General features: G+C 61.7%; 10 protein-coding genes. 4 read left to right on the top strand and 6 right to left on the bottom strand.

Annotated features, from left to right (window positions below):
• Positions 1 to 17: 17 nt before the first annotated feature.
• Positions 18 to 275, bottom strand: coding sequence for an MrpF/PhaF family protein (locus B071_RS0111595; RefSeq protein WP_018527250.1), 258 nt, complete (start codon positions 273 to 275; stop codon positions 18 to 20).
• Positions 275 to 874, bottom strand: a complete 600-nt coding sequence (locus tag B071_RS18620; protein WP_018527249.1) for a Na+/H+ antiporter subunit E — start codon at positions 872 to 874, stop codon at positions 275 to 277. The genes B071_RS0111595 and B071_RS18620 overlap by 1 nt, the downstream gene beginning before the upstream one ends.
• Positions 875 to 1,197: 323 nt before the next feature.
• On the opposite strand from B071_RS18620, the gene B071_RS17375 reads away from it, so the two are divergent.
• The gene (locus tag B071_RS17375) at positions 1,198 to 2,892 is read left to right on the top strand and encodes a RecQ family ATP-dependent DNA helicase (protein ID WP_018527248.1); all 1,695 of its coding nucleotides are present in this window, start codon (positions 1,198 to 1,200) and stop codon (positions 2,890 to 2,892) included.
• Between the two features lie 1,803 nt (positions 2,893 to 4,695).
• Here the strand turns inward: B071_RS17375 and B071_RS17365 are convergent.
• The 4 genes from B071_RS17365 to nth form a co-directional block, all read right to left on the bottom strand.
• Positions 4,696 to 5,229 (bottom strand): DUF4037 domain-containing protein, encoded by a 534-nt coding sequence (locus B071_RS17365; RefSeq protein WP_438829696.1) that lies wholly within the window; start codon positions 5,227 to 5,229, stop codon positions 4,696 to 4,698.
• 1,018 nt (positions 5,230 to 6,247) lie between these two features.
• Positions 6,248 to 8,041 carry a diguanylate cyclase gene (locus B071_RS0111565; protein ID WP_026245191.1) on the bottom strand — a complete coding sequence of 598 codons (1,794 nt, stop codon included), beginning with the start codon at positions 8,039 to 8,041 and terminating at the stop codon, positions 6,248 to 6,250.
• Positions 8,025 to 9,086, bottom strand: coding sequence for a tRNA epoxyqueuosine(34) reductase QueG (gene queG / locus B071_RS17360; RefSeq protein ID WP_018527243.1), 1,062 nt, complete (start codon positions 9,084 to 9,086; stop codon positions 8,025 to 8,027). The genes B071_RS0111565 and queG overlap by 17 nt, the downstream gene beginning before the upstream one ends.
• A complete protein-coding gene (gene nth, locus B071_RS17355) occupies positions 9,083 to 9,751 on the bottom strand; it encodes an endonuclease III (protein WP_018527242.1) in 669 nt (222 codons plus the stop codon). Before nth ends, queG begins: the two co-directional genes overlap by 4 nt.
• A gap of 262 nt (positions 9,752 to 10,013) precedes the next feature.
• Between nth and B071_RS0111550 the strand changes: the two genes are divergently transcribed.
• The 3 genes from B071_RS0111550 (at position 10,014) to B071_RS18610 (ending at position 13,972) form a co-directional block, all read left to right on the top strand.
• Complete coding sequence (locus B071_RS0111550; protein WP_018527241.1) at positions 10,014 to 10,802, top strand: response regulator transcription factor; 789 nt, start codon at positions 10,014 to 10,016, stop codon at positions 10,800 to 10,802.
• A complete protein-coding gene (locus B071_RS0111545) occupies positions 10,799 to 12,232 on the top strand; it encodes a sensor histidine kinase (RefSeq protein ID WP_018527240.1) in 1,434 nt (477 codons plus the stop codon). Before B071_RS0111550 ends, B071_RS0111545 begins: the two co-directional genes overlap by 4 nt.
• Before the next feature lie 324 nt (positions 12,233 to 12,556).
• A complete protein-coding gene (locus B071_RS18610) occupies positions 12,557 to 13,972 on the top strand; it encodes a 4Fe-4S binding protein (protein ID WP_083914906.1) in 1,416 nt (471 codons plus the stop codon).
• Positions 13,973 to 14,288 lie beyond the last annotated feature (316 nt).

Below are 14,288 nucleotides of genomic sequence, written 5' to 3'. Positions count from 1 at the left end.
GCTCACAAAAGACGCTCCTAGACGATACCCTGGCGCTCTATGAACCGCGCGAGAAGGACGGTGACCAGAAACCCCAGAACTGCAAAGAGCAGAGCCAGGTCCAGCAGATATGATTCGGGGATGGAAACAGCCAGAAGCACCACTGCCAGGGTTACCTTGCTCGCCCCCAAGCCGATCCCCAGAAGACGATCCCATACGGTGGGTCCCAGAATGACCCTCAAGAGGCTCCCGAAGGTGGAAAGACCGATGAGTATCAGAGCTGCCACACGAAACATCAGCTGTCCCCTCCCCCCTGTGGTAGTGGCTCCCCTGCTGCCGGAGCTTCATCCCCCGAGGGCTCCTTCCCCCGAAAGACCCGTTCAAACCGCCCCTTTATCATCTCTCCCGCTTCCTCGGGATCGGTGGTGGGGCAGTCGATCCAGACGACCTTGAAACGCTTCCTGTCGTAATCGATAGTGACGGTTCCCGGCGTCAGGGTGATCGCGTTTGCCACCAGCACGCCCGCCAGAGTATCCTCGAGATCGGTGGGGACGTCCACAACTCCCACGTTGATTCGATTGGTGAGTGTTACGTAGATCGCGTGAATGCCGGACCGGACGATCTCTCCCAGAAGAACTGCAACATAGCGGAAGGCCTGCCCCAGCCCAAGGCGATAGACACCCTGGTAGCGTTCCCGCAGAAGAAAACGGTTTGTCACAAGGAGCGCCATGCCCGCCAGGATAGCCCCCTCCAGGATGGTATAGAGGGAGAGCGACTCGTTCCAGATAACCCAGACCAGAAGCAACATGGCCAGAGTACCCGAGGCCCGCCTCCCCCGCCGGAGCATGTCCCGCAGAAGGGGTTCTCTGGGGCCACTGGGATCGGGACGTGTCATGCGACGCTCTTCTCCGGAGTTTTCAAGCTCTTCATGTAAAACTGCCTCTTCTCCTCTGGTTCCCCACCCATTGCGCTGTAGTTCGTTCCGGGATCTGACCCACGGAACGGCTCCAGGCACCCCCGGACTATCGTTCCCGGTAAAGTATGGTAAAATCCTCTTTTCCTGTCTACGCGAGGATCCACTTTCCGGGAACCTTTTCTGTAGCGTTACATCGTTCAACCACGCAGCGCTCCTCCCACCCGCCGGAAAGGCCTCTCCCTGCGGGAAGGATCGGGCACCAGAAAGGAATCACGCGAACCCAGTTTCATGTACCGTAGTGTATGGAAGACCCGATTCTCGACATAGCCCGGAACCGTTTCGGCCTGGATTTTCTCTTTCCCTACCAGCGTCTGGTGATCAGCAATATTCTGGAGGCGGCCGCTGCGGGATCGGAAGATGCCCTCGCCCTGGGGCAGCAGATCGTCATTCTCCCCACGGGAGCGGGAAAAAGCCTCTGCTTTCAGCTTCCCGCAGCGACGCTCCCGGGGATCACCCTGGTGATCTACCCGCTCTTGAGCCTGATGAACGACCAGGCCCGACGCATGGCCTCGGGAGGCTTCTCGGTTGTCCAGCTCCGGGGAGGACAGTCGGGAAGAGAGCGGGAGAAGGCCCTGACCAGGATATCCCGGGGAGACGCAGACTTCGTCATTACCAATCCCGAGACCCTTCAAAATGAGAGAATCCAGCAGAATCTGAAACGGGCCAGGGTAGTTCACGCCGTGATCGACGAGGCCCACTGCGTGAGCGAATGGGGAGACAGCTTCAGACCGGTCTATCTCACCCTGGGAGAAACCCTGAATCGACTCGAGGTTCCCCTGGTAACGGCCTTTACCGCCACAGCGGGAGACAAGGTCCTGGCCCGAATCAGGGAGTGCGTCTTCCCCCGGGGGGAGGCCCGGCTCATCCGGGGAAACCCCGACCGGGAGAATATTTCCTACCGTGTTCAACCCTGTCTTTCCCTCGCGCGTGGCCTACGGAGCATCTTTTCCCTGGCCACGCCCGATGATGTTCGGTCCCTCTGGAAACCGGGGCAGAACCTGGCTCTCCCGGCAATCGTCTTTTGCCGGACACGCCGGGAGACCCGGCTCTACGCAGCCCTGGTCGCCTCCGTTCTGGGAGAGGACCAGGTGATCTGGTACCACGCAGGGCTCGATACATCCGAGAAGGAAGCTCGGGAGCACCGTTTTTTTGAGTCCTCCCGGGCGGTACTCTGCGCAACCTGTGCCTACGGAATGGGTGTTGATAAAGGAAATATTCGTTCCGTGATTCACACTTATTTGCCCGATTCGGTGGAGGCTTTTCTCCAGGAGAGCGGTCGCGCCGGACGGGACCGCGAACGGGCCCAGTCGATCCTCCTGGCCGACCCCCGTGCCGAGGCAGAGTACCGAAGAGATCGGGCCACGGGAGTGGCCAGCCGTGTCCAGCGTATGGCCTTCGGGACAACCTGCCGGAGAGAACCTCTCCTGGAAGCTATGGGGACGGTCTCGCAGGGCGCCTGTTCCGGATGCGATCGCTGTGAGGAAGAGGAAGCGCCCCCTGCCGTGGCCACTCACCCCTCTACGGCCGAGACCCCTGCTGCCAGAGCGGTCCTGGGCGCCGTGGCCTCCCGGCCGGGGCAATTCACGATCAGTGAGTGGGTCCGGATCCTCCGGGGACGGGCCTCCTGGCAGGAACGCTGCCGGGGCACGCCCCGAATCTCCCGGTTTGGAGCGCTTCGACACTGGTCAGACCATGAAGTTTCCCAAGCGCTGGAAGGGCTCACCCTTCTGAGAGCTCTCCGGCTTCAGCGGGATCAGCGGCTCGCTCCCCCGGCTACATCGCTGTTCCCCGGGCGAGCCCCCCTCTCTGGCGAAGACCTCGGGACCGATCATTCCTCCCCGGGAATAAGACAGAAAGGATCGCCCCCTACCATCCCCGAAGCCGAGAAAAGCGCCTCGTTGATCGCTGCCGCAGCGTCGATGAAGGTGCGGGGATAGTCCCGAAGGATAGCATCGATCGCCGAGGCCCGGTTCGGTAGAGCCCGACGAATGCGCTCGGCGATGCGCGTTCCAAAATACCAGTTAGCCGACCGTTCCCCCTGTTGAAGCAGGTAGGCCTGAAACTCGTTTACCATCAGATACCTGTCATCGGGGTCGTAGGACATCCAGGAAAAAAAGATCTTCCAGAAATCACGTTCACGCCGGGACAACTGGTGATCCCAATAGCTGTAGGCGGCCTGACGGAACTCCGGCTCCTCGTAAAATACGCCGTGCATCGCCTCGTGAACCGTGAGGAGTCTTCGCAGGGGAGAGAAACTCTCCTGACTGATGCTCAGGACCCCGCCCGTTCCCGGAAGCCACCGTTCTCCCGGAGGAGCCTGCTCGGGGGTCTGTCTCACCAAAAGCCCCTGGTCGTGGGCGATCTCCCTGAGAACCAGNTCCTCGGGGTTCAGTTCAAANCCTGACACCTCGGCGGCGTTGAAAAAATCGGCCAACCCCTCGGGGCGGTAGTTGTGGGCGTTCCAGCCGTGGAGATCTTCCAGTTCCTGATTCGAGAGCAGCCGNCCCTGGTACCCCCGCTTCTCTACAAAAAAGGCGAGGCGACGGAACATCCTCGCCTGGGTCTGGTAGCTTCGGTGATCCATCCAGAGTATCCGGGGATAGGCCGACCAGGCAAAGAGCTCGAAATCGTCCCGGCGCCAGAGTTCCCGGGGCCATCGCTGGAGCTCCTCCAGCTCCATCAGGATCGGCTCACGGGGGTCCCGGGGGATGCTGTGGTGGCGNACCCCCTCCAGAACCACACCCTGNCGAAGAGGAATCGTCANAGACTCTGCCCGGGGGAGCCACCGCTGGGGCCAGAGAACAATAGAGCGTTCTCCCGGACGGAGGTTCACCTGCAGGGATCGTCGATCACCCTCAGGTCCTTCCAGGATCAGCTCCTGGCGGGGACGGTCCCGACGATCCTGGAACAGCTCTTCCCCNGCCTGGTAGCGAATCTCCAGCGAATGGGTATGGTCCCGCACGAGCCGGGTTGTCACGGGCAAGACCAGGGAATCATCCTTCGCGATCAGGGGGAGGAGCATGTCGGCCTCGAGGACCTCCCCAAGAGCGATCCCGGGGCTCCTCTGGCCGAAGCGGAGCTCCTCCACCTGATATCCCCGGGATCCCCGGGGTGCACGGAACTCCACCTCCCAGGGGCCGTTCCGCAGCGATGCCAGAGGGAACGAGAGGCGATACCGTCGAGGTTCTTCCCCGCCTGTGTCGGTCCTTTTGTCNATGAGNACGTCCCCGAAGGAATAGCGCAGGCCTTCATCTCCCGCAAAGAGAAGCACCTCTCCACCGGTGATATCGCCCGAAACGGTCACGATGAGCCGGGGATCGGACCCCGATACCGAAAGGGGCTCCTCCCGGGCTGCCTCGATGCGGTACCGGAAGGGTCGTTTTCCCTCTTCCAGGGGCCCCACCAGGGTTTCTTCTTCGGTGCGCCGCCTGCCAAGATCGCGCAGTTTCAGGGGNATTTCCCCCTCATCACCCTGGACGACAACCTTCAGGGAATCCAGGGAGGTGTTACACCCCGTGAGAAGAGAGACACCGAGAATCATCAGGAGGGCCAGAACCAACGATCGCGCAGATCGAACAACGTCAGCTGTCCGGGGAAAAACCCGGGAGAAAACAGTCATGAGAATTACCTTTCTTTTCGGGGAGGTTCCGGATCCGGGTGTAGCCGGTCCGGAGGCGTTCACCCGCGACTGGGGCAGAATGATGAGCTCCGGATCCGGGTACAGCCGGTCCGGACCCCTCTCAGGAGAGACGAAGCGCACTCAGAGTGATGAGCCGGGCGATTTCCCGCCTGCGGGTATCGCTGATATCGACATCGGAGCGCAAGAGATAGGCCAGGCGGGTCTCGAACTCCTCGGGAAGTACCGGGAGTGCCAGGAGCGAGTCCTGGAGGGTCCGACCCGGGGGTTCGAACTCCCGGTTCACCGCGAAGAGGAGCGACGCCAGCGTCTCCAGAAAGGCCGCCAGGGAGAGCTGGTAAAAGAGCGTCTCCCCCGCGTAGGCCGCGCTGGTGAGATCGGCAAGAACGTGGTCCATCCGTGCCTGGCAGGCGGCGATCCGGGCGCGCCAGAACGAGTCGGGCAGATACTGCAGGGTCTTGCGGGTCGAACGGAGCCAGTCCCCGCGTTCCAGAACCGCCGTTGCCTGGAGAAGCCGGAAAAATCCGTAGGTCGAGACCGACCACGCCTCGGCGGCACCCTCCGAGGCAGCTCTCACAAGGTGGTCAACCTGATCNATACATTTATACTCGAGCCGGAGAGGGATATCTTCCAGCATGATTCGGTCCTTCTCGCCATCCCGGGTCGACTCAAAGCCCGCNGCAAAGGTGAAGAGNTCCTCCCGCTCCCCCGGCCCGGGGATAGCCCCGCGATGGTAGACGTCGTAGCTGATGAAAAAACTTGGATCGTAACGATCGGTTCCAAAACGGAGCACCGAGAGCGCCTCCAGGGATTCCCACCCCTGAAGCACCCCCAGGATTTGTTCGTTGGTCGTGCGGAGAATTGCGTCCATGATAGATATACTGTAGCATAGACTCCGACAAATGCCTATTATTGTGTCTGTATTACGGTTACCGGCCAACATCGAACGATCCTGGATAGATCTCCAGGATCTTCTCTTCCAGCGCTACGGCCTGGATTCAACGCGGCTCTTTCCCCCGCTGATCCCCCTGGCTCCCCTCTCCCCCCTGAACGCCCCCCCCTGCCCCCCCGGGNTCGACCCGCAGGAAATATCTGCCACGATCAAAACCCTGGAGAGACTGAGAAAGAAGCATCTCCTGCAATGCCTCACCGCCGAAGAATCAGGCGGGAGGGCCTGCGACGCTCCTGACACCTCAAATTCCCCTGACTCCCGGGAAGGAAGCCCCTGGGGATTTCCCCTGGAAATCAGGGGATTTCGGGAACTGCGAGAAGCTCTTCCGGGGGGATCGTCCTCCCGGGCAACAGACGCCCGGCCATCAGACGGAGGAAGCGGAGGCGGAGGATCTCTCCTGGAGCGATCCTTCAGCACCCCTCAAAGCAGGATCGTCTGCTCCTGGGAACCCCGGGAGATTATTCCCCCTGAGGCCCAAGGCTTCCTGCTCAACCAAAAGCTCTCTGTCCCCGCAACCCGGGCATTCTGGCTGAGCGCGATCTCGATATCGCCCGGCCCCGAACCGCTGTCCTGGTGGCGGGGTGCCTGCTGGCAGGAGCTCTTTTGCCGCAGAACCACCGTCCGAGAAACCCCGCCCNCCCNGGNGAGCTGATCCGCAGGGGACCGACCCCCAGTCCGCAGAAGGAAGGCANGAGAAAGAGCGTCACGAGGGGGCGATCACCGTCCTGTTTCGACCCCGCTCCTTGGCCAGATACAGAGCCTTGTCGGCCGCTTCATTCAGGGCNCCCGCCGAGGAGAACCGGGGGTANTCGGCGATTCCGCAGCTCAGGGTCACCGTGAAATCCCTGGTTCCATCGCTCTGACGCAGGGTGGAAAAATCCCGACGGATCTCCTCCATGATCGTCTCTGCCCAGGAAGCATCGGTATCGAAGAGGACCAGTCCGAACTCCTCCCCACCGTAACGCCCCAGGGTGTCGCTGCGCCGGAGGCGCTCTCTCAGGAGCCTGGCCAGGTTCTTCAGGACCCGATCCCCCGCAAGATGGCCGTAGCGGTCGTTTACCTGCTTGAAGTGATCCAAATCGATCATGACAAAACTCAGGGAGAGCCCGATACGACGGGCGCGCTGGACCTCCTGGTCCAGGTTTTGCTTGAGGTTCGTGTGGTTCAGCAGGCCCGTAAGGGAGTCCCGCTCCATGTAAAAACGCATCGCCCTGGTGCGCGAGGCCCGAAGGCGAATCGCAGTAACAAAATGCTCGGGGATTACAGGTTTCACAAAGAACCCGTCGCCACCACTGCGCAGAGCCTCGAGTTGTTTTTCCGTATCCTGCTCCACCGAGAGATAGACAATGGGAACGCCCACGAAGCTCTCGTTCTGACGGATGATCCTGGTGAGCTCTATTCCGCTGCACTGGGGCATATACATATCCATAACGATGAGCTCGGGCCGATATTCCACGAGAACGCGGAAGATATTGCTGGGGTCAGTTACCACCGAGGTGACCATCCCCGCCTCTTGCAGAATCAGGGCGGTATCGGAGACCTGCTCGGGGTCGTCATCGATGATCAGAATATGGTAGGGAGTCGCGCTCCTGCTTCGCAGGATATCGTCCAGACGCTCCACAAAGGAGGCCACGTCGAGGGGGGCGGGCAGAAAGATGCTGGCCCCGTAGCGCACAGACCGAAGACGGCTGGCAAAATCGTCCTCCACCCCGACCAGGGAAAAGACAATTCGGTCTCCGTAGCGTTCCCGCAGGCGAGCCAGAATCTGGAGACATCGAGGATCGCCGGCGAAAAAATCGACGCCAGCCACCAGGGCCATGGACCGGTAGGTATTGGGACTATTCCCCAGACGGAGCTCGCACACCTCGGGAAGCAGGTCGATCTCGGGTACCAGAAGAAGGGCAAAGCGGAAGACCGCCATCTGTTCCGCCAGGTCTTCGGGCAGCCCTGGGACAGCGCCGAGCAGCACCACCACCCGGTCTGTCTCTGCCGGGATCGCGGGAGCTTCGGCGGCCTCATCGTCAGCCTCATCGCTGATCTTGCCGTCAGCCTCACCGTCAGCCTCGCGACCGATCCCGCCGTCGGCGTGGCGGGCTTCCTGTTGCCTCGCGGGGAGAGACGCTTCCTCCTCCGGTTCGCACTCGAGTTCCTCCAGATCACAGGGGACCTCACCCAGAACCTGCCGGGCCACGGCCAGAAAATCGGCAAAACCCTGAAGGGTACCCTGCGAGGGGTTCCTGTCCCGCTGCGCAAGATCCAGCTCTACCCCTTCCTCGAGGCGTCGGGCCTCATTCCCCAACCGTTCAAACCCGAAGGTTGCAGCGCTTCCTGCAAGGCGGTGGATCCCCAGCCGGAATCCCCGTAACGCCTCCTGATCTCCCGTCTGGGACTGATCGAGCTGCGCCTGCAACGCCCGAAGATCTCCGGGGAGCCGGGCAAGGAACGTCTCGGCCAGCTCCTGCAATCTCTGTTGTACACTTTCAGGGAGCTCCGTCACGGCGTTCCTCCAGTCTGGCTACGGCCTGTTCTGCCTGGGCAGCGACGACCTGGTCGGCATCCTCCCTTAGCGCTCTGACCAAAGGAAGAAGCTCGAGATTCCCCGAATTGGCGGCAGCGATGCAGGCGTTTCGCACCAGTCTGGTCCGACCCGCCCGCATGAGAGGGCTTCCGGCAAAGCGGGAGAGGAGGTCTTCCTCCCGCAGGGAGAGAAGGTCTGCCAGGACGAGAAAGCTTCCGCTGCGGTGACGGAGAAACTCCTCCGTCCTGGTGGAGGGAACTCCCCCGTTGAGAGGACAGCAGTCCTGACAAAGATCGCATCCAAAGACCCAGTTCCCCAGGGAATCGGCCAGGTCGGGGGCGATCACCCCCCGATACTCTATGGTGAGATAGGAGATGCACCGGCTGGCATCGAGCCGATGTGGCCCGATCAGCGCCCGGGTTGGACAGGAATCGATGCACCGGGAACATCGGTGGGGGCAGGCAGCTCGAGAGGAGCACTCCTCTTCCTGGTGAGGCCGGTGCTCCGCGAGGGATGCCGTAGAAAGGATCTCCCCCAGAAAAAACCAGCTCCCGAAACGACGGTGGATGAGCAGGTTGTTCCTGCCGGTGAACCCCAACCCCGAGAGTTCTGCGTAATACCGCTCTGCCAGCGGAGTGGCATCGGTCCAGCTGCGAAAGTGATCCCCGGGAAAGCGATCCTGCAAGGCCCGGACCAGGCGCCGGAGCCGCTTGCCCAGTTCCTTGTGATAATCCCGCCCCCAGGCGTAGCGGGCGACCCTCCCTGCCGGCCTTTCCGGCTCCGGGGGCAGAGGCTGATAATAGTTGAATCCCACGGAGATCATGGAACGACACCCCGGAAGCAGCTCCTGGGGGCGATACCTGACCGGTGCGTGGCGTTCCAGCCAGGCCATTGTGCCGTGCCGTTCCTGGGAAAGCCATTGCCGAAAAACCTCCTCTTCCTCGGGAGCTGCCCTGGCATCAATCACCGCCAGCCACTCCAGCCCTTCCTCCCGGGCCAAATCCCGGAGCTCCTCTGTTGTCACGAGGGCTCCCCCTGCCCTTCCCCGGCAGCACTGCCCTCGCCCCGGGAGGGGCAGAGCCCTGCCAGGGGACACCCGTCGCAGGCGGGCTTGCGCGAAAAGCAGAAGCGCCGCCCGTGGTAGTTCAACCGCATACTCGCGGCATTCCAGTGCTGTCGTGGCAAAACCTCCGCCACGTCGCGCTCGATCCGGACCGGATCCAGGGCCCTGCTGAATCCCAGGCGCCGCACGACCCGTCCGAAATGGGTATCCACGATGATTGCCGGCTCACCGTAGATGTGCAACAGCACTACCCCGGCAGACTTTCGTCCTACACCGGGAATTTTCACGAGGGACTCCATAGAGTCCGGCACCATACCTTCATGATAGTTCAAAAGATGTCGGGCTGCACCAATAATGCTCTGACTTTTTCTCCGGAAGAATCCGACCGAGTGAATCAGCCCCTCCACCTCTTCCTGCGGGGCCGCCGCGAGCTCCCGGGGCGTGGGGAAACGGCCAAAAAGAGCGGGGAGGATAGCGTTGACCTGCTCGTCCGTGGTTTGGGCCGAGAGAATGACCGCGATCAGCAGCTCGAAGGGTGAACGATAATCGAGCATGCTCGGAGTCTCACGATACTCCTCTTCCAGAATATCCAGTATTTTCAGGAACCGTTCTGATGAAAGATCCATAGCCCGGGTAAGATACCACCTCCAGGGGGGGCAAGACCACGGGGTCACAAGGGCAAGCCCCAGAAGAAAAGACGAGGTGAAAACTTCCACGGTGTGGAGAAAGATCTCNGTACAGGCTATCCTCTCTGGAGGAGCCAGTCACAGGAGAGATGAAGGTCCTGCAGGGTGCCCTGGGATGATCCCCCATGGNGAGACCCGGTATCCCCGGACTTGATACATCACCAGACACGGCCTGACATGACCAGGAAGGAGGTTCGGATCCATGGCACGGGTATTCGTAATCGAAGATAACGAGGGGCTCCGGGAGGCGATCGTCTCCTATCTCACCCTGGCGGAACACCAGGTCTGTCCCTTCGGCNCCCTCNCCGGCGTGATCGATGCCGCCAGGGAGGCAGANCCTGATCTCTTTATCCTGGACGTGATGCTCCCCGACGGCGACGGTTTTCACTTCGCCAGATCCCTGCGGGAACACCTGACCACACCGATAATCTTTCTGACGGCCCGCACCTCCGAATCGGACCGGATCACGGGGTTCGAACTGGGCGGAGACGACTACGTGACAAAGCCCTTCTCCATGAAGGAACTCATGCTCCGGGTCCAGGCCGTCCTCAAGCGCGCCCCCCCCGGGCCAGCGCCCCTCCCGCCCGGAGAACCTGGCCCTTCCCGGGATGAGGAGACCCGATGGGTTCTTCCCGGCTCGCCCGAAACGGGATATCTCGCTCTGGACGAGAAGGCTCACCGAATTACCCTGGCAGGGAATCACCTGGATCTCACAGCGGCGGAGTGGCGCGTCCTCTTGCTGCTCGCCGAAAACGAAGGGATCCTTTTCTCGCGCGAGCGGATTCTCTCGTCAGCTCTGGACTATATCCATGACGCCTCAACCCGAACCGTGGATACCCACATCAAGAATATCCGTTCCAAGATGGGGAATCCGGCCTGGATCGAGACGGTACGCGGCTTCGGCTATCGCTTTGCCGGAACCTCCCTTTCCAGCAGAACCTCCTCTGACAGCGAGTCCTCACCCTCCGGCGGGAAGGATTCGGGACGATGACAAGTCTCTTTCGAAGAACCCTGGGCGCTTTTTTCCTCACCGTGCTCCTCCTGCTGGCCATCCTGGCGGCGGGCCTCTTCTCGGGATACACCCGCTCGGTCACCGCCTGGGGCAGAGAACGGGAAAGCTCGGTCAAGGCGATCGCCACAGAGATCCTCCAGCACCATCACGAGCAAACCCCTCTCCCCGGGGCTCCGCCACCGGAGGCGCTCTCGCGCCTCCCTTCTGATCTCCCGGTCTTTATATTTGNCACCTCCCGGGAGATGATCTACTCCAATCGCGGAGCAGGACGTCGGCGCGANGCNGGAGAAACGGCCCTGCGAGAGGTCCNGAACGAAGCAGGCGAGCACATCGGCTACTACGCCTTTGGCACAGCGCAATTCCACCGGGACACAGCCAACCTGGCCCTCCAGGAAGCGCTCTTCCGGGCCGCCCTGGGGGCACTCGTGGCGGCGGGAGCGCTCGCCATGATCTCCTCGGGGCTCCTGGCGAGGTATCTGGCCCGCCCCGCGGCAGAGGTGGCNGCCGGGATCGACCGCATCGCCTCGGGAGAGACCCTCTCTCCCATACCCGAAGCGGGTGCCCGGGAGATCAGCACCATTGCCCGGTCAGCCAACATTCTCGCTGAACGGCTCCGGAATGAGCAGCAGCTTCGCGCCCAGTGGGTCCAGGATGTCGTCCACGACCTTCGGTCCCCCGTGGCCATGGTTACGGCCCAGATGGAGGCGATCGCCGATGGCATCTACACTCCTGAACCCGAGAGGATCCACCGGATGCTGCGGGAGCTGGGAAGAATAGAGGTGCTGATCCGGAACCTGGATGAACTGATGCGGCTCGAGGCTCCAGACCTTGCCCCCGATATCCGCCCCTTCTCCCCGGAGTCCTTCCTGGCGGGGTTGCAGGACCGCTTTAACGAGGAGGGAAAAACCAGAGAGCTCTCTCTCTTCTGGGATATCCNCNCTGCTCCGACCGGGATCCGCGGGGCCGACTCCTCTCCGGAAAAGTCCGCGCTGCCGCAGGAGGAAACTGCGCCACCACAGANGATCACGGGCGATCAGAATTTGCTCTACCGGGCAACGGCGAACCTCCTGGAAAATGCCCTTCGCCACGCACCTCGGGGAGGAACGGTCCGGTGCGTTCTGGAATGCGCTCCCGGGGAGNCCCGGATCATCGTTACGAACAGCGGCTCCCCTATTCCCCCTGAGGAATTGCCCCATCTCTTTGACCGGCTCTACCGGGGGGAATACGCGCGAAGNACCCCGGGATCAGGGCTGGGACTCACCATCGCTCTCCGGATCGCCCGGATTCACGGGGGCTCTCTCGAGGCGACGAGCTCGCAGGACCAGGGGACCAGATTTGTCATGACAATCCCCCGGAACCCGGCTCGCACCGAAGGCCCCGAGGCCCCCGAAACTCCCCGAGGTTNCTGAGGACCTCGGCTACAGCGAAATCTTCACATAATCCTCACAAAGCCCCCCCGGAACGTTCACCACGGGGAATGATAATGGGAGGATGAAACACAAAGGCCTGCTGATCACACTCACCATTTTTCTTGTTCCCCTGGCTCCTGCCTTCGCCTGTGACTACCTCTACACCATCATAGATCAGTCGGGGCGGGAAATCTCTCTTGAAGAGGGTGGAACGGCCCTGCTGCGGCAGGACGAAACCTACACGCTCCGCATGGAGTATCGGGAAAACCACCGCAACTGCACCGTCACNCCCGAAGAGACCCTCTANCTCCTGGACGGCGCGCGATGGAGGGTGAACCGGGAGAGTCAGCCCCTGGTTCTNCTGGAAGCGCCCCGATGGGAGGAGTCCGGCCCCCGGAGCCATCGCGGAGAGTTTCCCCTTCTGGCCTCCCTCGTCGGGACCTGGNCGCTCGAGGTGGTTCGCTCATGTCCGCGCGGAGGGTATCACGGCGTGATTCATCTGGAGGTTCAACCGTGATCAAGCGTTCAATACCGCTTCACAGAGTCTTTCCCCAGACGGCGCTGCTCCTGGTTGTTCTGATCGGGGCGAGCCTCCGGAACCGGGGNATCCACACCCCCCTGGTTCCCGAGCTTCCCGGCCTGTGCCCNCTTGGCGCTCTTCAGGCTCTGGTCGGCCTGGACNGGTCGAAGATCGCAATTCCAGGGGGTGTCATTCTGGCCACGCTCCTGCTGGGCCCCGTCTTTTGCGGGAGTTTCTGTCCCCTGGGAACGATCCAGGAGTGGACAGGCCGTCTGGGACGGAGGATTATCNCGAGACCCNCCCCATCCTCCCGAGGGGGAGCTCTTCCCCCGAAGCTCCGTCGTCTGGGCGGGAGCCTCGGTCTGGCAGTTCTTGCTCTGGTGGTCCTTGCAAGCGCTCCTGTCCCGGGAAACCCCTTCCTCTTCGATCTGGACAGGATAAACCCCTCTCCGGCGTTCATCCACGTCTGGACCAGGGGAGCAGCACCCGCAGCCCTGATCATTCTCNTGATCCTTCTGGGGGCATCGCTCTTCACTGACCGCCCCTGGTGTCGCTGGATCTGCCCCTACGGAGCCCTCCTCGGCCTGATCGGAACGATCAGCCCCGTGACGGTCAGAAGGGTACAGAGCTCCTGCGTGAACTGTACACGCTGCGATCGGGCCTGTCCCGCAGGAATAGCCCCCTCTCTGACAGAGACCCTTCGCGACAGGCGCTGTAATCGCTGCGAAAGCTGTCTGCAGGCCTGCCCTGTCCAGGAAACCTTGATGATCGCCACGCCTCTCCCCCGAAAGAAGGCTGAGAGGACCACGCCAGGAGCCAGCCCTCTCAGACGCCCCCTTGTGAAAATATCGGGCTGGACCATGACGATCCTGGCGACGATCATCATGTTTGCCCCCCTGGCCGCGACCGGAGCAGGCCGGACACTCAGCGATACCTCTTCCACCCATCGGGAAGGGTCACCGCTCTCGCCAGAAGANATCTCTCCTGTCATGACCCTGGAGGAGCTGGCTCGACGGTCGGGAAAAGAACCGGAGGCATTGCTCCTTTTTCTCGACCTGCCGGAAGACCTGGATATCACCCTGATGCTGATAGACCTGGAAGATGAACCGGATCTCGAAAAATTTACCCTGGGATACATCCGCTCAATCTTCACAGACCCTTCACCAGAGATCCATAGCGGCCCCACAGGCCGGAACGATACTTATCTCATCACAGAATGAACCATAGGAGGTTTATCATGAAAGGTTTCATTATTNCGGTAATCTGTCTGATCGGCGCAGGGACACTCGCAGCAGGGGCCGACGCNCCCCTGTCCGGGAGAGACGCATCGGAGAGCCTGATCGATCCCCCGGGACGGGTCGTNGCTGCCCGGGGAATTCTGGCAACCCTGGAAGGCTCCCTGATCTGGGAGGATCAGGAGTGGCATCTCCGGGAACCGGGNAGCTCCAGGATGTACGAGCTTCACATGGGACCCTACGGGCATCAGGAGACAGCTCTCTTTACCGACGGAGCCGATGCGCGGGTGGAGGGATTCGT

Origin of the sequence: Alkalispirochaeta alkalica DSM 8900, from assembly GCF_000373545.1 — a bacterium.
Classification (GTDB): Bacteria; Spirochaetota; Spirochaetia; order DSM-27196; family Alkalispirochaetaceae; genus Alkalispirochaeta; species Alkalispirochaeta alkalica.
This window is presented reverse-complemented; position numbering and strand designations above follow the sequence as displayed.

What these genes read in the sequence shown, in the direction of transcription:
- B071_RS18620 (WP_018527249.1), bottom strand. Translation starts at nt 874, where the DNA reads ATGACACGTCCCGATCCCAGTGGCCCCAGAGAACCCCTTCTGCGGGAC.
- nth (WP_018527242.1), bottom strand. Translation starts at nt 9,751, where the DNA reads ATGGATCTTTCATCAGAACGGTTCCTGAAAATACTGGATATTCTGGAA.
- B071_RS0111595 (WP_018527250.1), bottom strand. Translation starts at nt 275, where the DNA reads ATGTTTCGTGTGGCAGCTCTGATACTCATCGGTCTTTCCACCTTCGGG.
- B071_RS17375 (WP_018527248.1), top strand. Translation starts at nt 1,198, where the DNA reads ATGGAAGACCCGATTCTCGACATAGCCCGGAACCGTTTCGGCCTGGAT.